The organism is Bacteroidia bacterium, from assembly GCA_033391075.1.
Lineage (GTDB): Bacteria > Bacteroidota > Bacteroidia > J057 > J057 > JAWPMV01.
In genome coordinates this window covers 5,730,305-5,749,587 of sequence record JAWPMV010000001.1, presented here as the reverse complement: position 1 = coordinate 5,749,587, position 19,283 = coordinate 5,730,305, and the positions used below count along the sequence as shown (strand labels likewise).

At 43.3% G+C, this 19,283-nt stretch carries 15 protein-coding genes; 11 read left to right on the top strand and 4 right to left on the bottom strand.

Going from position 1 to position 19,283, the window contains the following annotated elements; genetic code table 11:
• The first annotated feature begins 60 nt into the window (after positions 1-60).
• The 10 genes from R8P61_22880 (at position 61) to R8P61_22835 (ending at position 12,293) form a co-directional block, all read left to right on the top strand.
• Positions 61-768 carry a tetratricopeptide repeat protein gene (locus R8P61_22880; GenBank protein MDW3649935.1) on the top strand — a complete coding sequence of 236 codons (708 nt, stop codon included), beginning with the start codon at positions 61-63 and terminating at the stop codon, positions 766-768.
• The gene (ribH, locus tag R8P61_22875; protein MDW3649934.1) at positions 768-1,253 is read left to right on the top strand and encodes a 6,7-dimethyl-8-ribityllumazine synthase; all 486 of its coding nucleotides are present in this window, start codon (positions 768-770) and stop codon (positions 1,251-1,253) included. The genes R8P61_22880 and ribH overlap by 1 nt, the downstream gene beginning before the upstream one ends.
• A 750-nt stretch (positions 1,254-2,003) precedes the next feature.
• On the top strand, positions 2,004-2,588 hold the full coding sequence (locus tag R8P61_22870; protein MDW3649933.1) for a hypothetical protein: 585 nt from the start codon (positions 2,004-2,006) through the stop codon (positions 2,586-2,588).
• A gap of 97 nt (positions 2,589-2,685) precedes the next feature.
• Positions 2,686-3,990, top strand: coding sequence for a serine hydrolase domain-containing protein (locus R8P61_22865; protein MDW3649932.1), 1,305 nt, complete (start codon positions 2,686-2,688; stop codon positions 3,988-3,990).
• A gap of 91 nt (positions 3,991-4,081) precedes the next feature.
• A complete protein-coding gene (locus R8P61_22860) occupies positions 4,082-5,530 on the top strand; it encodes an amidohydrolase (GenBank protein ID MDW3649931.1) in 1,449 nt (482 codons plus the stop codon).
• Between the two features lie 48 nt (positions 5,531-5,578).
• Complete coding sequence (locus R8P61_22855) at positions 5,579-6,697, top strand: aminotransferase class I/II-fold pyridoxal phosphate-dependent enzyme (GenBank protein ID MDW3649930.1); 1,119 nt, start codon at positions 5,579-5,581, stop codon at positions 6,695-6,697.
• Positions 6,698-6,701: 4 nt separating this feature from the next.
• Positions 6,702-8,000, top strand: a complete 1,299-nt coding sequence (locus R8P61_22850) for an amidohydrolase family protein (GenBank protein ID MDW3649929.1) — start codon at positions 6,702-6,704, stop codon at positions 7,998-8,000.
• Between the two features lie 29 nt (positions 8,001-8,029).
• The gene (locus R8P61_22845; protein ID MDW3649928.1) at positions 8,030-9,361 is read left to right on the top strand and encodes an erythromycin esterase family protein; all 1,332 of its coding nucleotides are present in this window, start codon (positions 8,030-8,032) and stop codon (positions 9,359-9,361) included.
• Between the two features lie 34 nt (positions 9,362-9,395).
• Entirely contained in the window at positions 9,396-10,568 is a 1,173-nt protein-coding gene (locus R8P61_22840) for a linear amide C-N hydrolase (protein ID MDW3649927.1), read from the top strand.
• An 81-nt stretch (positions 10,569-10,649) separates the two neighbouring features.
• Complete coding sequence (locus tag R8P61_22835) at positions 10,650-12,293, top strand: hypothetical protein (protein MDW3649926.1); 1,644 nt, start codon at positions 10,650-10,652, stop codon at positions 12,291-12,293.
• A 211-nt stretch (positions 12,294-12,504) separates the two neighbouring features.
• On the opposite strand, the gene R8P61_22830 is transcribed toward R8P61_22835, so the two are convergent.
• From R8P61_22830 to R8P61_22820, 3 genes are read right to left on the bottom strand one after another with little or no spacing between them, the layout of a single operon-like run.
• Positions 12,505-13,620 (bottom strand): carbohydrate-binding family 9-like protein, encoded by a 1,116-nt coding sequence (locus tag R8P61_22830; GenBank protein MDW3649925.1) that lies wholly within the window; start codon positions 13,618-13,620, stop codon positions 12,505-12,507.
• Between the two features lie 43 nt (positions 13,621-13,663).
• Complete coding sequence (locus R8P61_22825) at positions 13,664-15,796, bottom strand: OmpA family protein (protein MDW3649924.1); 2,133 nt, start codon at positions 15,794-15,796, stop codon at positions 13,664-13,666.
• Between the two features lie 6 nt (positions 15,797-15,802).
• Positions 15,803-16,921: an SIR2 family protein gene (locus R8P61_22820; protein ID MDW3649923.1), complete on the bottom strand. Its 1,119-nt coding sequence runs from the start codon at positions 16,919-16,921 to the stop codon at positions 15,803-15,805.
• 466 nt (positions 16,922-17,387) lie between these two features.
• Between R8P61_22820 and R8P61_22815 the strand changes: the two genes are divergently transcribed.
• The gene (locus tag R8P61_22815; GenBank protein ID MDW3649922.1) at positions 17,388-18,341 is read left to right on the top strand and encodes a CHAT domain-containing protein; all 954 of its coding nucleotides are present in this window, start codon (positions 17,388-17,390) and stop codon (positions 18,339-18,341) included.
• On the opposite strand, the gene R8P61_22810 is transcribed toward R8P61_22815, so the two are convergent.
• The gene (locus tag R8P61_22810; protein ID MDW3649921.1) at positions 18,327-19,115 is read right to left on the bottom strand and encodes a DUF92 domain-containing protein; all 789 of its coding nucleotides are present in this window, start codon (positions 19,113-19,115) and stop codon (positions 18,327-18,329) included. The genes R8P61_22815 and R8P61_22810 overlap by 15 nt on opposite strands.
• Between the last annotated feature and the right edge of the window lie 168 nt (positions 19,116-19,283).

The following is a 19,283-nucleotide window of genomic DNA, read 5'->3' as shown; positions in this document are numbered from 1 at the left end:
GCTTGCAGTTTAGGGGGGGATTTAGTTTTTTTGCAAACTGAAAGAAAAATAGCTTATACTATGGCAAAGAAAAAGCAGGCAGAGTTGGAAGACGAAGTGATCTACGAAGACGTAGAGAATTTGGAGGAAGAAGGTTCCGAAGCACCCTTTGGTGATTTTGTTGAAAAGAACCAAAAACTCGTAATGGGTATTGGCATTGGTCTTCTCTTGATTGTGGGAGGATTCTTTGGCTATAACTGGTACCAGGATCAACAAAATGTTGAGGCCAACAGAGATATGTTCCAGGCCGTTTACTATTTCGAGGCAGATTCCTTCAATCAGGCTTTGAATGGAGATGGTCAGTATCCAGGTTTCCTCGCGATTACTGAGGACTATCCCGGAACCAGTGCTGCTGAAATGGCCAATTACTATATCGGACTGATTTACCTAAATTCAGGTACCCCTCAGGTTGATCGTGGAATTGAACATCTGGAAAAAGTATCTGCATCTAACACCATGATGGGGATGTCCAGAAATGTTGCGCTGGCTTTTGCTTATGAAGAGCAAAATGAGCCTTTGAAAGCCGCCGAGCTTTTTGAGGATGCTGCATATACTCCCGCTGAAAATGATCAAACGACTCCTACCATGCTCTTGCAGGCAGGACGTAATTATGAAGCAGCAGGACAAGCTGATAAGGCCTTACGTCTGTACCAAACCATCAAGGACGAATACCCGCTGAGTACTGAAGGACTAAGAATCGATAAATACATCGGTAGAGTTTCTCAATAATGGCGGGCGGACACGACCTTTCCCACATCAAATATGAAGGTAGCGGTGATCATAGCAATGATCGCGTAGCTATCCTCGTCAGTAAATGGAACGATAAAATAACCGGCGCCCTTCTGGAAGGAGCTAAAGCAACTTTGCTTGATGCGAATCTGAAAGAAGACAATGTCAAGGTTCACTTCGTTCCAGGTTCCTATGAACTCTCCTCAGGCGCCAATATGCTGCTGGAAGCTGAAAAGCTGGACGGAGTTATATGCCTGGGCTGTGTGATTCAGGGAGAAACCCGTCATTTTGATTTCATCTGCGATGCGGTTGCTCAGGGCATCACCCAGGTAAGTATCAAACATAATCGTCCCGTGATTTTTGGCGTCCTGACTCCTGATACCCAGGAACAGGCAGAAGCTAGAGCCGGAGGCAAGTACGGCAACAAAGGTGAAGAAGCTGCTGTGGCTCTACTTGAGATGATTGATTTGCAGAAGAGTCTGTAAAACCCTACAGAACCCACCGCCTCAAGCCCACACTCCCTTCTCCTGATAGGATCAAGGAGTGCGCGCAAGGCCAATTTATTCAAATCACGAATTGTAGGAGCAGCTTACAATCTGCCCCATTAGAATCCAAAATACCTTGTACGGATCGATTCTTCTATAAGGGAAAGGAGCCTGCGGCGGAAGAATTCTATACCCACCGCCTCAAGCCCACACTCCCTTCTCCTGATAGGATCAAGGAGTGCGCGCATATCCAGTAAAGAATTGTCAATTGTAGGGGCAGATTATAATCTGCCCCATGAGAATCCAAAATACCTTGTACGGGTCGATTCTTCTTTAAGGGAAAGGAGCCTGTGGCGGAAGAATTCTATACCCACCGCCTCAAGCCCACACTCCCTTCTCCTGATAGGATTAAGGAGTGCGCGCAAGGCCAATTTATTCAAATCACGAATTGTAGCCCAATGAGAATTCAGAATACCTTGTACGGATCGTTTCTTCTATAAGGGAAAGGAGCCTGTGGCGGAAGAATTCTATACCCACCGCCTCAAGCCCACACTCCCTTCTCCTGATAGGATTAAGGAGTGCGCGCAAGGCCAATTTATTCAAATCACGAATTGTAGGGGCAACTTACAATCTGCCTAATGAGAATCGAGATTACCATCAGCAAGAGGAGTCTCAGCGTACCCCTTATCCTATCCTGGCGTTATAGACTAAAGAAGGAGAGATTTTTATTCACTTAACCCATTACTTCACATGAAAAAACTACTATTGATCTCTTATCTCTCAATTTTTTCCCTCTCTCTTATTGCACAGGAGTATAAAGCATATGAGGTATCTGCTGAAAATCCCTTTGGCCTGCTCAATCCGGACGCTCCAAAAGAAGTGGCTGATTATGCCCCGCTGATTGGAATCTGTGATTGTGTTTCAGAAAGTCGAAAGCAGGACCAGACCTGGGCCGAACCGGTGCAGATGACCTGGAAGTTCAAATATATTATGAATGGTCAGGCGGTACAGGATGAGACGGTCAAGGAAGATGGTACCTATTCCGGGAGTATTCGTCAATTTAATGCTGATAGCTCAAAATGGTATGTCCATTACTATTCAAAGGCTTCGGCAGCCGCTCGCCTTCCAGCCTGGGAAGGAGGCAAGGTCGATGATAAGATCATCCTTTATATGGAACAAAAGGCCCCAAATGGAATGGATGGATCGTACAAGATTAGCTTTTATGATATTTCGGAAGAAGGATTTAAATGGTTGGGAGAATGGGTAAATGTAGGAGAAACCTTCTCTTTTCCGACCTGGAAGATATCCTGCACAAAAAGAAAAGCCGAACGATAAACAGAGCTTCTTATTAAACCGCTTATAGCAAAATGAACAGATTAAGGATTATCTTTATTCTGAACACAATTACTATCCTGAAAATCTATATCTGTTTATGAAAAAGTTACTGCTATTTACGAGCCTTTTCCTCCTTTCACTTTCGTTTTCCTTTGGCCAGGGCCACTATGATCGGCTGGTTACAAACAGCAATGCTGAGGTCGTAGGTATCTCTGAAGAGCGCTTGAGTCTCCTGGATGCACATATCCAGAAATACATAGATAATGGCAGCTTGCCCGGAGGAGTTTTTATGGTGATGCGGAAAGGAAATGTGGTTTACAATAAAGCTTTCGGCCAAAGATCTATGGATGGCAATGATCCCTATAAAAAAGACGATATTTTCCGTTTGGCTTCTATGACCAAAGCAGTAACAACGGTTTCCATTATGCAGTTGTATGAGCAAGGGAAATTGGGATTGGATGATCCTATTTTTTATTACATCCCTGAATTTGCCAGACCTGTTGTGATGGAATCCTACAATGAAGCGGACACAAGCTATACCAGCGTTCCTGCGAATAAACCGATAACGATTCGACACTTACTTACCCATACTTCCGGAATCACCTATGGAGCGTTTAATCCCGGAAAGATCCAGGCCATCTACGCCAAAGCAGGCGCCAATGCATTTGGTCTTTCTCACAAGGAAATGAGTACGAAACAAATGGCAGCCCAGATCGCCAAAGTTCCTCTGGTATTTCATCCCGGAGAAAAATACATGTACGGCCTCAATATGGAGTTGCTGGGACGCATCGTAGAAGTAGCATCAGGTGAAACGCTCGCACAATATTTCAAGAACCACATCTTTGATCCCCTGGGTATGAAGGATACCTGGTTTTACCAGCCCAAAGAAAATCACGATCGACTGGTTCCGGTTTATGCCTACAATAATCAGGAAAAGAAACTATTTGTAAATCCGGATCCCAATCTCGATTATCCCAATATGGAAGATCCCAATCACTATGCTGGAGGCGGAGGACTTTCAGGAACGGCTAATGATTATGCGATATTTATTCAGGCTTTGGTGAATGGAGGGAACTATAAGGAAGCGAGAATCCTAAGCAGAAAGACCATAGAAGTCATGACTTCGGATCAATTGCTTGACCTGAAAGCTAGCGGAGAGCGTTATTCTAAACAAGTTGGCCTTACCTATGGATTGGGATTCCAACTTAAAATAAAAGACGGAAGTGCTTTGGGACATAAATCTCCCGGTACCTATGAATGGGGAGGTGTTTTTAATACAAAATTCTTCATTGATCCTGCTGAGGATCTCACCTTTGTAGGGATGACGCAAGTCCTTCCTTTTACTCGGCCAGATTTTTGGGATAGAATGTACGCGATAATTTATGGTTCTATAGAAGATTGAGATAAAAATAAATAAGCAGAAAGAGGCTTCATCTATTTGAGGCCTCTTTTTGTTTTCTCTATCTTAGCTTTATATCTATTAGCTAATTACTATGAAGTCTAAATTCCTATCTATTATGTTGTGCTTTTTCTGTCTGAGCATCTATGCCCAGGAAAAGCCGAAAATCAATAAAAACAAGAAAGCAGTTATCACTTCTCTGGATGGAAAGTTTGAAGAACTCAAGGACTTGAGTGATCGCATCTGGGGATTTGAAGAAATCGCATTTAGAGAAACTCAATCTGCAGAAGCCCTGGCCAAATATGCCGAGTCTCAGGGATTCTCAGTTAAAAGAGGAGTTGCGGATATTCCTACCGCATTAGTGGCAGAATATGGCTCCGGGAAACCCATTATTGGGATTTTGGGAGAATTTGATGCCTTGCCCGGCCTTTCCCAAAATACAGTACCCCACAAAGATCCTCGCAATCATGGAGGTGCAGGTCATGGTTGTGGCCACAATCTTTTTGGAGTAGCTTCTTTAGGAGCAGCAGTTGCCGTAAAGGAACTCATCGAGAAAAAGAAACTCAAAGGAACCATACGTTTTTATGGAACTCCTGCTGAGGAGAAATTCTTCGGAAAACTCTGGATGATCAGATCAGGTCTATTTGATGATGTAGATATCGTCATGGACTGGCATCCAAGTGCAGAAACCAAGTCTGCGGTTCAGAGTTCTTTGGCATTGGTGGATTTTATGGTCGAATATACAGGCCAGGCTGCCCATGCTTCCGGTGATCCATGGAATGGACGAAGTGCTTCGGATGCCCTCGAACTTTACACTACCGGCATCAACTACTATCGCGAGCATGTGAAACCGACGGTACGTATTCACTATCATATCATGGATGCCGGGAAAGTAGTAAATGTAGTTCCCGATTATTCCAAAATCTGGACGCGGGTAAGAGATACCCGCCGAGAAGGAATGGAAGTAGTTTGGAAACAGATCGAAAAAATTGCTGAGGGTGCTGCTATGATGGCCAATGTGGATTATAAAATCAGCCTGATCTCGGGAGTGCATGAGGTTTTGGTGAATAGAGCCGGAGGAGCCCGCTTGCAGGAAAATCTCGAATACCTCGGCCCAATCACCTATACAGAAGACGAACAAAACTTTGCCAAGAAAATTCAGGAAGCTACCGGCAAACCACAAATCGGAATCGAAGCCGATATCCATCCGATGGAAGTAACCCTGGAGCATCCGATGGGTGGATCTACAGATGTAGGAGATGTGAGCTTCGTGGTGCCTACCGTGAGACTGGCCGCTACAACTGCTCCTAATGGAACGCCCTGGCATAGTTGGGCAGTAGTAGCATGTGGAGGAATGTCGATTGGACATAAAGGCATGCACTATGCTTCCAAAGCCATGGCGATGACCATGGTTGACTTTTTTGAAGACGAAGAACTGAGAAAAGCCATTCGCGCCGAATTTATTGAGCGCAAAGGCGATTACGAATACAAAGGAATTGTACCTCCCGGACCTCCGCCGGTCGATGCGGATCAGGGATACTAAAATAAGATCGGGCCGGGGGTTTCTCTGGCCCGCTTTATTAATGAATATATGAAAGTAGAAACCAAACTCATACACGAAGGACAACAGATAGATCCCTCAACCGGATCAGTTACCGCTCCCATTCACCTTTCCACTACTTTTGAAAGACAAGCAGATGGAAGCTATCCGCTGGGCTTTGAATATTCACGGGGAGGTAATCCCAACCGCAATGCCCTGGAAGCTAATTTAGCGGCATTGGAAAAAGGAGTGGATGCTATGGCCTTCTCTTCAGGCTCTGTGGCCATGATGAGCGTTCTGCAGGCCCTTAAGGCCGGAGACCATGTCATTGCACCAGAAGAGATCTACTTTGGCGTTAGGGTTATGCTACAGGACATCTTTGCTCCCTGGGGACTGGAGGTGAGTTTTGTAGATATGAATGATTTGGGGAAAGTAGCCGAAGCCATGCAATCCAATACCCGCTTGCTTATCGTCGAAAGTCCCTCCAATCCGCAATTGAGTGTTGCCGACTTGCAAGGTCTTTCAGAAATAGCTCATAAGCAGGGGGCATACCTGATTTGTGACAATACCATTCCCACTCCCATCCTCCAAAGACCTATCGAATGGGGCGTTGACCTGGTGGTCCATGCGACAACCAAATATATAGGAGGACATAGTGATGTGCTGGGAGGTGCACTGATCACCGCATCTGACACTGACTTCTGGCAAAGGATCAAACACATCCAAAAGATTGGAGGAGCCGTTCCTTCCCCTTTCGAATGCTGGCTTACAAGTCGAGGAATGCAAACCCTTTCTTATAGAGTAAAGGCCATGTCTGCACATGCTTTGGAACTGGCAAACTTTCTGGAAACACACCCCAGAATTGAGCAAGTTCTTTATCCCGGTCTTCCCAGCCATCCGCAGCATGCCTTGGCACAAAAACAAATGGATGCTTATGGAGGATTGATTTCTATTTTGGTAAAAGGAGGAGAAGAGGCTGCCATAGGAGTAGCTGCTAATGTAAAGGTCTTTACCCGCGCCACAAGTTTTGGGGGAACACATAGCCTCATCGAACATCGTGCATCCGTAGAAGCAGAAGGAAGTAAAACCCCGCGAAATCTGCTTCGACTTTCGATTGGGCTGGAACATTTGGATGATTTAAAAGCAGATCTTGAACAAGCTTTAGCATAAATATATGATGAGTAGATGCACCTATTTCCTGTTGCTACTGATCTTCTTTTCCTGTACTACGCAGCCAAAAGAAGAAATTCATTTATTGCATGATGTGCAGATTATCGATCCTGAGGAAGGAGAAGTGCAGCGATTTGAGCAGATGGCCCTCAAGGATGGGCGGATACATTATGTGGGCGAAAGGAAGGATTGGGATTCCTACAAGATCATCGGAGAGGATTCTTTGCCCGGAAAATACCTGCTCCCGCCCCTTTGGGATATGCATAGCCATCTTGCCTGGGATGCCGCCAATGATTCTTTGCTCTTTCCCTTTTTGTTTTTTCATGGCATACTTGGGCTAAGAGATATGGGAGGTGATTTGGGGATATTGAAAAGCTTTAAGGAGAAAGTTGCGAAAAATCCGAGCTTTGGCCCCCAAATTTTTGGTGCTGGGCCTATACTGGATGGAAATCCTCCTATCATGATGGATGTTAGTTTGCCCCTGGATGAGGATGCTGATTTTCCTTATATCCTGGATAGCCTGAAAAATGGAGGAGCTGATTTTTTCAAAGTCTATTCCCTGCTGAAAGAAGATGCACTTAGAGAAATTTCTTCATTTTCCGATCAATCCCAACTGAGTTTTCAGGGGCACCTATCTGAATATGTCGATCCGGAAATTTCCATTTCTTTGGGCCAGAAAAGTGTTGAGCATCTCAACCGTCTGGAAGAGATAGCAGCAAATGATCAGGAAAGATTTGAGGAGATTGGGGAATTGATGGCTAAAGAAGAAAGCTGGCTTTGTCCAACATTGGTTATATATCAAAAGAAGGCTTTTATGGATGATCCTGGATTGGAAAATGAGGTTTATCATGATTTTATTCCCCCTGTTTTGAAAGCCGAATGGGAAGGCAGCAAGAAAAGAAGGCTAAAGGATAAATCGCCTGAAGATTGGGCCGCTGCTAAAGCCTTGTTTGAAGAGCAAAAAGCCTGGGTCTATCAATTACATAAAATGGGCGTAAAACTATTGGCCGGAAGTGATTTTGCAGGTATGCCTTATGTCTATCCGGGCCTTGGACTGTGGGAGGAATTGGATCTGTTGAAGGAAATCGGTCTTTCGGATAAAGAAGTTTTGAAAATCGCTTGTCAGCATCCCATCGAATTCTTGGGACTACAAGAGGAGTATGGAAAACTGGAGGTAGGGAAAAAAGCTGATTTCCTCCTTTTGTCCGAAAATCCCCTGAAAGACATCCAAAACATCAGAAATATCGATATGGTTTATAGAGATGGGAATCGAATGAGTTCGCTTTTTCATACATTTCCCTAAACACGATAAACCTGTAAAGCCCTAATATCATGAAACTACACGCTCGTTTACTACTTCTTGGTCTCATCTCACTTGTCTTTTTCGCTTGTGAAGAAGGGATGGTAGAACCAGAACCCGGGATTCAACTCACAGAAAAAGAGCAGGCCTATATTGATCTATTAGACAATGAAGTGAGCCCCATTTCCAATTCTCCGCTTAGGCTGAAAGATGCGGACTTGAGGATTCTGGACCGCCTTGCTGATACCAAAATGGTCGGTCTGGGGGAAGCTACGCATGGAACCAAAGAATTCTTTCAAATGAAGCACCGCATCTTCCAGTATCTGGTAGAGAATCACGGTTTCAAAGCCTTCCTTTTTGAGATGGATTTGGCGGAAGCCCTTTTCTTTGAAAACTGGATACAGGGAGAAATTACCGGAGATCTGAATCAACTCATGCGCAACAAAATGATCTTCTGGACCTGGAGAACAGAAGAAGTAGCAGCTTTATTCAGCTGGATGAAAGACTATAATGAAGGCAAAGCTGAAGAAGACAGAATTCATTTATATGGGGTCGATAATCAATACACGCGCTATAGTCTGGATGCTTTGGTAAGCAGGCTAAATCAGGTGAATCCTACACTGGCAGATAGTGTTCGAATTTTCAACTCCAGCCTCAAACAAATCCACGATCTATACAAGAATAAGGACAATACTGCCCTGGCAAATATCAATGAAGGGATAGCCAGCACGCTTTCCCTTTTGGAAAGAGAGAAAGATAATATCCAATCTCAAACCACAGATGAAAATTTCCTCTGGATCAATCGCCTGGCCCGACACATGGAGCAGGTGAGTACATATCTCTATGAATATTATTTCCTCAGTGATTTTAAACTCAGGGATAAGTTCATGGCGGAAAACAGCAGTTGGTATTCTGACTTATTGGGAGCAGATGCAAAATTTGTCCTGTGGGCACACAATGCTCATATGGCTAAAAATCAGTTTTATGGAACTTCCCCTTCTCAGGGAGGACATCTAAGAAATTCACTTAGGAAAGATTATCAGGTCATCGCTTTCGGTTTTACTTCCGGTAGCTTCACAGCTTATGGAAATGGGAGTTTGGGAAGCAAACGTATTTCAGAAGATCCCCCTCGGGATACCTATAATTTTATCTTCCATAATTCTACGCATCCGAACTTTATGATCGATATGACTCGTATTGAGGATTCCAATTTGCAGAGCTGGTTTCTCCTTGAAAAGAGATTCCTTCAACTGGGTTCATTTTACGAAAGCCCGACAAATCAATTCTACCTCAATACCCCTCTTACAAGCTATTATGATTATCTGATTTATTTTGATCAAACCACTCATTCGGTCTTGCTTTAGAAAACCTTCTCTAACAAATAATCACCTCTTTGATATGAAATACATAATCAGCCTTATTCTAATTTGTGCGCTTTGTGGACAAAGCCTGGCTTGTAGCATGTTTAGCTTTCAGGTGGATGGCAAGACCCTGGTCGGAAATAATGAAGATTATTTTGATCCCGATACCTGGATGTGGACGGATAAAAGCGGGAAATACGGCAGTGTGTTTTTTGGTTTTGGAAACTTCTTTGCCCAGGGAGGAATGAATGAAGCGGGACTGGTCTTCGATGGTTTTGCCATGGAAGCTAGAAAAGTAAATGATGTTGATGGGAAAAAATCGACAAATCCAGCAAAGCTTATCCGCAAGATTATGGGCAGCTGTACGACAGTAGCTGAAGTGGAGGAGATCATGAAACAATACGATTTGAGTTTCATGGAGAACGCACAATTGATGTTTGTCGATAGAACGGGTGCATCTTTGGTCGTAGAGGGAGATGATTATGTGCACGCTACAGGCGATTACCACATCACTACCAATTTTTATCAATCTTCAACTGCCAAATCGGACTTCCATAAAGTTTGCCATCGATATGCAGCAGGAGATAAGATCATGAGTGAAGGCCTGGAGTATTCGATTGAATATGGAGAATCAGTCCTGGAAGCCATGCATCAGGAAGGAATTTGGGGAGGAACTCAGTATTCCAATATTTATGATCTGGAGGAAAAGAAAGTTTACCTCTATCTCTTTCACAATTACAAAGAACGGCTCGAACTTTCCCTGGATGATCTCTTGAAAAAAGGGGATAAGGTACAATTGAAAAGTCTCTTTACAGAGACCGCTGAATACGAGGAATATGCACATGCCTATGAGAGAAGCAAAGAGATTTGCCATGCACTCGCAGACTATAAATCCCAGGATGAGCTAAGAGAAGCCCTCAAAGAACTGGAGTCTCTGCCGCAGGCCATGCTTTGGAACCAGCAATTATTTGAAGCAGCAGATAAGCTACAAAATGAGGAAAAGCATGAAATGGCGATTGCCCTTATCAATTATGCCAAAGAACTGATCCCTCAATCCTGGAGGTTACGTGCGATGCTGGCCAAGTCCCTCTTTATGCAAAAACAACTGGATGCCGCTGAGCGAGAAATCACAAAGGCCATCGAACTCAATCCCGAAGAGCCTTCTTTAATAGAGGCCAGAGATAAAATTCGGGCGGCCATGGAGAAATAAGATTTCGCCTAAATAAAGAGGGAATTCAAAAGAGGATTGGCTAATTTGATCCGCTCAGAAACAAAGCCCAAGAATTAGCCCATGCAAAAGACTTCCCGGGAAATAGCTGGATTGCCAATACAGAAGGTTGTGCGCTATTTGCTGGGAATTTCTGTAGTAGGACTGAGCCTATTTATTTCTTTTCTCTACCTCAGTCGAGATATCTTTTTTGATGATGCTTTCATGTTCATCCGCTATGCCTATAATCTTGCAGAGCATGGCGTTTTTGGATGGAATGCAGATGAAGCCGCTTATGGTTGTACCAGTACGGGCTATGTTTTTTCCAATTACCTCCTGATCAAAACAGGGTTAGCGACTTTCTTTAGCCAGGAAAATCTCCTCGTCTTGCAGTCGGTAATCTATTTTCTGCTTGCCCTGCTTTTCATCCATAAAAGTAATTTTCTTATTCTGGACAAAGGAAATCCCTTCAGATGGGAGATTAGTCTGGGAATTCTACTATTGATTTTATTAAATCCTCTGATGCGTAGAAATCTGACGGGCATGGATACCATGATGTCCCTGATGAGCAATGCATTATTGATTTATGCCGCATATCTCTATGACCGGAAAAAAGACCTAAAAAATATCCTCATACTCGCAATTGCAGCTTACTTCACTTTTTTCGTACGACCAGATAATGGACTCTATGCTGCTTTATTTCCGCTCCTCTTTATGTATGGGAATAAGTGGAAAGACCTCTTCCTTTTCTGTGGATTCTTTGCCTTCCTGATGATCGGAGACATGCTCATCAAATATGTCTATTTCGGAGCTGTTCTTCCCATTCCCTTTTATGTAAAAAATGGAGCTTTCTATGAGGCTTATCTGGGCATAGACCTTTGGAACACCTGGCAGTACCTGGCAGATTTTATGCTCTATGCGCTTCCCTTCTTTTTGGCTTCGGTGTTCTATTTTCGGGCAAATATTTTCTCAAAAGGATGGGCCTTTATCTTGCCTTTTATCCTTACCCAACTCTATTTTCTGAGGACAGTTCCTGTGATGGGATTTGAATCTCGTCTCTTGTTGCCCTCTTTGCCCTTTGTAGTCGCTTTTGTAGGAGTAGGGATAAATGGATGGATGAAAGAAGGAGGGGGCTGGGGAAAGAAAGATTCAACCAGAGTGGTTTTGATCCTCCTGGGCTTAGTCTTTAGTATAGCTCTTTTGCATAGGGGGGGAAAGGCCTATTTTCAACAGAAAAAAGAACTAGCCCTTTCTCAGGCCGAAGCTTTTGATTTGGAACTTCCTCCCCGAACAGATAATGATTCTCTTGCATGGTATGCGGTAGAATTGATGAATGAATTGGTGGAAGAGGCGGGGGACAAAGATTTTGTTTTTGCAGCTAGCGAGCATGGCTTTCTTTCATCACAACATAGCGATAAACGTATTCTTTGCTTAGTTGGGCTACACAATAGCCGTTCGCTGAATGGTAAAGCATTGAATGCAGAGGAAATGGAACTTTCGCTCAAAGAATACGAGCCTGATTTGATCTGGATGCCTCATTATGATTATCCGGCTTTGAATTATTATCTGGTGAAAGCAGCCTATTTCGAGCAGAACTATGACTGGTATCCAGACTTGCTGGATTTTGGGCTGGCTGTGAAGAAGGATTCTCCCTATCGGGAGAAGCTGATGGAGAAGCTCAGGGAATTTTACCCGGAGTATACATTTGAAGCAAAGCTGTCACCCTGATTTTAGGATTGCCTAAGGTTTTTCCCTCTGCCTTTCCCATATTTTTTTTGTTACAATGGAGAAGAGGTGGCGGAAAATTGAGGTCCCTCTACGGGGCTCGGGATGACACAGTTATTGGTGTTTTACTGTCGCACTATAACACTACAACACTTCCCTCGCATATGAAATTAGCGTTTTGGTGTTGGAGTGTTTTAGTTCTGCTTTTTCCTCCCTACTTCTTCCAGGTTTTACCATCGGCTCGGATGTACCAAATCCCGTTTCCATCCGAACTCCCCAGACTCGCTACAAAAGAAGCCGAGGTAGTTTCGATATAAGGTGTCAACTTTTTCCCATTGAGTGTCATATTGCTCAATCCCAGTTGCTCGAGGCTGGAACTGTAGTTTTGGGTCGCTTCTTTAAAGGCTTTTTGTTTGTAATATACCTGTCTCAAGGCCCACTTGATGTCTTCATCTCGATTCCATTGAAACTGATCAAAACCTTCGCCTACTTTCTCCCTCGAAAACTGAACAAAGCCCCACATCTCCGGCATATGCATATTGATCTTGCCTTGAGGGGACCAAACCCAATTGAATTCCGGGAAGCTCTTTTCGCTAGCTGGGTCTATGCGTTTTTTATAGCTTGCTCCTTCTTTATCCAATAAATACTCAACTCGTGAGAAGTTGATCCGCCATTGATCTTTGTGAAAGGGAGGTTTTCCTTCAGGTGCACATTCTTCCAAAATATTCCAGGGCATGGCGATCTCAAGCACCCAACTGCTATCGCGATCGCTATTGTTATTAATACTGCCATTGAGTTGAATGCCTACTTTCATTCCTACAATGTCCCAGGCATCTATAGCAGGACCGCCATCTCTATATGGTTTTGGTAAAAGCAGATCCCATTCGGTTCCAAAAGCATTGACCTCAAATTCATAATAGTTATGCGTGTCTCCATCCGGATCAATGAAAATCTCAAAATCATTGTCATAGAAGATAACAGAATCCCTTTTTTTGATGGTCGCCCAAAGATCCGTTTCTTTTAATTCCACTCCGAAATAGAGATAATTTTCATCCCAGAGCATTTTTACACGGGTTTCCTGAAGGGGTTGAGGCTTTTTCGTTCCTTCTATGTCCAGAAACTTCTGACTGAACTGAGCTTCCTGCCAGGAAGCTTCGTCCAATTTGCCGTCAATCTTAAGTGGAGCTTTACTTTTATAACAGATATAATGAAGAGGTCTGAAGCGTGGCAGGTCATTAGGAGCTGAACCCAGAATTTGGCCAAGACCGTCCAAAGGGAAAAACAGAAGACAGCATAGGCATGCTATACCGGTATTTTTTAAGCTATTCATATGTATGCTAAACGAATCTGCATACAAGGAAGTCATTTTTTCTCTATTCCGGGAAAAATACCAGATTTACCCTCCGATTTTCTTTTCTGGCTTCGTTTCGCTCCATGGAACCCATAGTTGGAGCAATGGGAACAATGGGATCAGATTCCCCTTTACTCGTAAAACTGATCTTCACAGCATCTACATGCAGGCTATCTATCAGAATATCTGCGACATGGCTGGCCCGATAAGCACTGATCTTTACATTATTATTGGCATCTCCCCGATCATCGGTATGCACTTCAATGTTGATTCCCATCTTAGGATACTTATTCGAAACATTGATGATTCTTCTCAGGAATTCAACATTTTGTGGGGGGATTTTATTCGCATTTCTTGGGAAGATATGACTCTGCACAAAGAGGCGATTGAATTTGATATAAAGTTTATAGCGGGTTTGAATGGTATCTTCAGGCAGATTCGCCTCAATGCTGGATTTTAACTCTTGCAGTCTGCTTTTATCCGTTGCGGCATCTATCTGATCTTCAGGCAGATTCTGGATAAAGTTTTGCAAAGAATCGAGTTGGTCAGCAGTAACTCCAAACTCTTCTTGTAGTACTTTTGATTGTAAAACAACCTGGGCTTCACTGTTCGAAATGGTCCTGTTTTGTAAATACAGGACTACACTATACAAGCCAAGTACAAGCAGAATACCTCCCAGCATATATTTAAAACGCCGCTCTGTCTTCTTATCCTTGATAGCCCTTTCCTTTTCTTTTACAGCCTGCTCAGCCCGCACCTGCGCCAATTCTTTTTCCTGCTCTTCCTTCTCTCTTTCCAGTTCTTCTTCCCGTTTTCTGGCAGCTTCCAATGCTTTCTGCCTTCTTTCTTTTTGTTGTTCTTTTTTTCTCCTTTCTCCCCGGGCTTCCAAGACTGGAGCCAATAAAGTGTCATGGCTGATTTCGTAGCTAAACCCTCCCAAATTGTTGGGCTCTCTTCGAATCAGGCGGGTATCCACCAATTTTACCAATAGCTCTTCACTCACAAAATTCTGAATGATGGCCTGGTCCAAACTCACGCGTCGGTCATCAGCGATCAATTGATCTTCTATCAGTTCTCGAGCCTGCTTTTGTTCTTTGCTCTCAAGGGTGGCAATCTGTTCATCATAATACCTTCGAAGAATATCTCCAAAGTCAGCCTCGACGTTTTCTATATTATATTGAGGAGATCCTTTTTTTGCCTTGAGCTTTTTGATGCTCATCCGCGCCTCTTTATTCTCCTTGCCCTCATCAAATTTGATGATGTTTTCCTCAATATTTCGGCAAATGATCTGAAGCTGAAATCCTTCTACTTGCCCATTGCTTTCGGAGGCAAGAAAGTCTACAACCTTGTCGATGGCAGTTTTTTCAAAGCTAAATGCCGGAGAGTCAAATTTGCCCTCTATTTTTGCCGGATTCTGGATAGCCATTTTCGCCTGATTTTTGGTGAAAGGCTCTAATAATTGAGCATTTACCAAAACTTCCGGGAGGAAGGCTGAAAACTTATCCAGAAGATTGAATTTATCTGTCCGTATAGCGATGAGTATTTTTAACTCGACGGGTTGGTCTATCCAGTCTTCCAGTTTTTCATCCTTGAGTTTTTGTTCAAAGTCTGGATTTCCGATTTTCTCATGTCTCAGGAGTTTGCGAAACTCCTTGGGCATACGACGATTGAACAGACTGGCCAATTCTTTCCCGAACTCCATATACTGTTTCTGGGGATAGGTGAAGAGTTCTTCAAACTGATCCAGGATCAATAAATATTTGGGAGGCTTATCTCCGAGGTCGCAATATTCCCGGCTCTTCATGGCATGCCACACACTGGTGGTTTTTGTGGGAATATCGTCTATGAAATTCTGTTCTCGTTCAAGGCCCTGGTTAAAAATCTCAAAGAGATCCTGAGGTACTTTGGGATTGTAACTTCTAAGCCTGATTTGTAAAGGAATGTATCTATTGCTTTTCTGTTGCTCAACCAGGGGTAAGATCCCTGCATTGATCAGCGAACTTTTCCCCAAACCTGATTTTCCATGCAGGACAACCAGATCTTCCGTGCGGATAAATCGCGACAATTGACTGATGTCTCCTTTTCTTCCAAAGAATAAGTGAGCCTCTTTTTCCGTAAAGGGTTTTACTCCCGGATATCTATATGCTTTTCCCATGAAAGATTAGGTATTTAGAGTTTCTGCCAGTCCCAATAATCCATCAACGATTCGATTCATTTCAAGATCTGCATCGTCTTTATCCAGAATGCCTTTTTGCTTATCTCTTTCCAGGGTATTGAATCGCCGGGAAAAACTGATCACAGAACGTAGCATATCTGTATCATCATTTTCATCCGCATGGGTTTCCAGGAAATCAATACTTTCTACAATCTCTCCCTTTTTGAGTAGCTCTGCGACTTTTTTGAAGTCAGATACAGGAGCTTCGCTCTCAGCAGGATCTTTGATCAGTTTTTCTGCCTGGCAGCGTTGGTAGAGTTCGTCTATAAAAGCTGGAACCTCATCGCTGACAAAGTCAATTTTGAAATTATTTTCAAAGAATGATTTGGTCGTTGGCCGGAGGGTATTTTCTTTCCATGCGTAGGCGTAGGAAATCTCTTTTTTGTGAGACTCAAACAAACGCATCAGGATCTTCAGCGGCCAACTTTCGAAGTCAAAGCCTAAATAAAGGAAATTGGATGCGGCCAAAACCTTCTCCTTAAGTTTCAGAGGGAAACCTTTAGGACTGAGGATACTAAAAATGAAGTCAAAAAGACTATCGAAAGTAAGCACCAGGGAATCATCATCTGCTGTTTCCCCAAAAAGATTATAAATCAGCGGTTCTGCAGCGCTGGCTTCGTTTTGTAGCTCTTGTCTTTCTTTATAATTGAAATACTCCAGATTATAGGACAGTCCAAATTCATTGTAGGTATTGGTAAGCAAATGATCGGGAGAGGTAGATATAATCAGGTGGAAAGGAATTTGGGCCAATTGTGGATACATGGGATGATACTCATCCACATTATACGCTTCGGTTGTCATATCCGAAAGCAATTTTCTCCAACCCCTCTCTTTACTCAGGTGATCAGCAAGTTGAAAAAGGCGATCAGGACTTTCGGGAATTTTTTCTCCGAGCTTATCGGCAATGAGTTCACAGAGGTGATCTTGCAGGCATTTGCCATTTTTATCTACAATAGCACCCGGTCCGAGGACGAGTATACACTCTTCCCGTTCGATGGAACCTATGATTTCATTCCAATCCCCATCTTGCATCCCTTTCGCGGACGATTTCTTGGCCTTAGACATAGTGGTATGTGTGCGATACGGACTTAGTTTCTTAAACGTATTGCTTTAGGGTTTCCGTATCATCCCAATATAGCAAATTTTAAAAGATACGAAGCTTCTACATACCTGACTTATAAAATATACGATTGTTTGGGGGTGTTTTCCATCTTTTTTAGGAGTTGTTTCCATCTTTTTTAAAAAAGATGGAAACAAAAATCGCAGAGCCCAAAGCCAGCCCTGCATACCGCCCCGGCTCCCGATGGGCTCTGCAGGGCCATCGCACTTGGGTATTGGGTTGGGTGGTTTTTGGATTCCTTTCCTGATTAATTTATCAAGGATCTCATCTAAGGAAAAGAAGGAAGCATGTAAAAAGAAGAAAAACTCCGAAGAGAAAACACTTTGCTAATTCTTACTTTAAAGGATTTTTACAAGAAAAGACTGCTTCCATTTATAGAATAATTCCGCAGAATGTGTATTTTTCACCCTTATGGAAACCTTCTTAGACGAAATCTTGCAGCACATGAAGAAAGGCCGCACAAATAGAGCCTTTAAAGTGTTTGAAAAGAATATTGATGCTTTTTCGGAGGCAGAACAGAGATCAATTAGTGTTTTAGAATCTCGTTTTAACAGGATAAACGAAGAAGTAAGTTCAGGCTTTACTGACAGTTCGGATGCCCGATCAGAATTGGTCCGGATTGATCATGGGATTTTTGATATCGTTTCAAACTTTGGGAAGGAAAAAGATTTTGGAGAAGAGGAGGAGAACGAAGAAGAGAAAGCTGCACCGATCAGAAAGATCCTCTTTCTGGCTTCCAATCCCACGGATACCGGTAAACTTCGATTGGGCGCTGAACTCAGAGATATAGAAGAAGGCTTAAAACTGGCAGAACATAGAGACAGTTTTGAATTGGAGTCTCGTTTTGCGGTTCGGGCCAAGGATTTGAGCAGAGCCATGTTGGAGGAAGAACCCCAGATCATTCATTTTTCTGGTCATGGGGTTTTGCTAAAGGAGTCTTCAGAAGCAGAAAGTGGGACCAGGAGTTTGACCTGGGAAGAAGATGAAGACGAGGATAAGCTTGAAGGTTACAGTGGGGGAATTGCGCTGGAGGATAATGAAGGCAAAGCCAAAATCGTAGCAGCTACTGCTCTGGGAGGCTTGTTTGAGTTGTTCGGAGAAAATATAGAATGTGTATTCCTCAATGCTTGTTATTCCGATGCACAGGCCAATGAGATCATCAAGCATGTTCCTTATGTAATAGGGATGAATACCGCTGTGCCCGATGAAACAGCCATTACCTTTGCTACAGGCTTTTATGATGCGCTTGGGGCTGGTAGAGATATAGAGTTTGCTTTTAAGCTGGCCAAAAACAGAATTGCTCTGGAAGGAATGCCGGGAGCGGATATTCCTGTGATCCGGAAAAAGGAATCAGAAGAAGAGTAGCAGGAGAGCAGCGAAAGCTGTATTCAAAAAATTTACCATTCCATTTCCTATATACCCTTTGCGTTCTACCGTGGCGCCAAGGACCGAATCAAATATCCCTCCCAGGATACCGGCTAATCCTATCCAGAGAATAGCTAATGACCAATCAGTCAATAATGCAAAGATGATCGCGACGATAAAGCCGCCCACGACTCCTGCCAGACTGCCTTCCCAACTGATGACCCCATCTTTGCCTTTCTCTTCAGGCTTCCAGGTCAAGATATTCCAATAACGACTCCCATAAATATTGCCCAGTTCGGATGAAAGGGTATCTGCCATGGCTGCAGCAAAACTGGCAGCCAGCATATATTGAAAGAGCAGTTCCTGTTCGGGGATCAACCATCCCAGGTAGCCACAAATGGCAGCTACGCCTCCATTCGCCAAAGCATTTGTATAGGTACGTTTGCCTTTATTCTCTTGCTCCAAACCTTCCTGGGCCTTTTCCGCGCGCTTCCAGTGCGAAGCGAAGGAGCCCAGCGCAAAAAATAGCAGGAGTAAAATCAAGCCTGGAAAGCCTGCTCCCAGAAAAATATACAAAGCAATAAAGCCTCCTGTTATAGCACCGAGGCGATCGATCTTTCCACTAAGCTCAGCCAGGATCACAAAGAGGCTGATTCCTATAAATCCCAGGCCCATATTAGGAGGAAGAAAAGCGAGATGTGCAAGTAAAGGATAGAGCACAAGCAAAAGTGCGAGCAGAAGTCCAAAAAAAGGATATAGAAGGCTTTTGGCCATGAAAATCTATTTATCTGGTCAATATGACAAGAAGCTTAAAATCAGCATATTATGCTTCTGAAGGCCGAAAATTGCTGAAATTTTTTGAAAAAATTCCAACTTCATTATACAAAAGCCTCTCCTTAGGGTAAACAATCAAAAATCAAATTCATTTGAAACACACTCGAA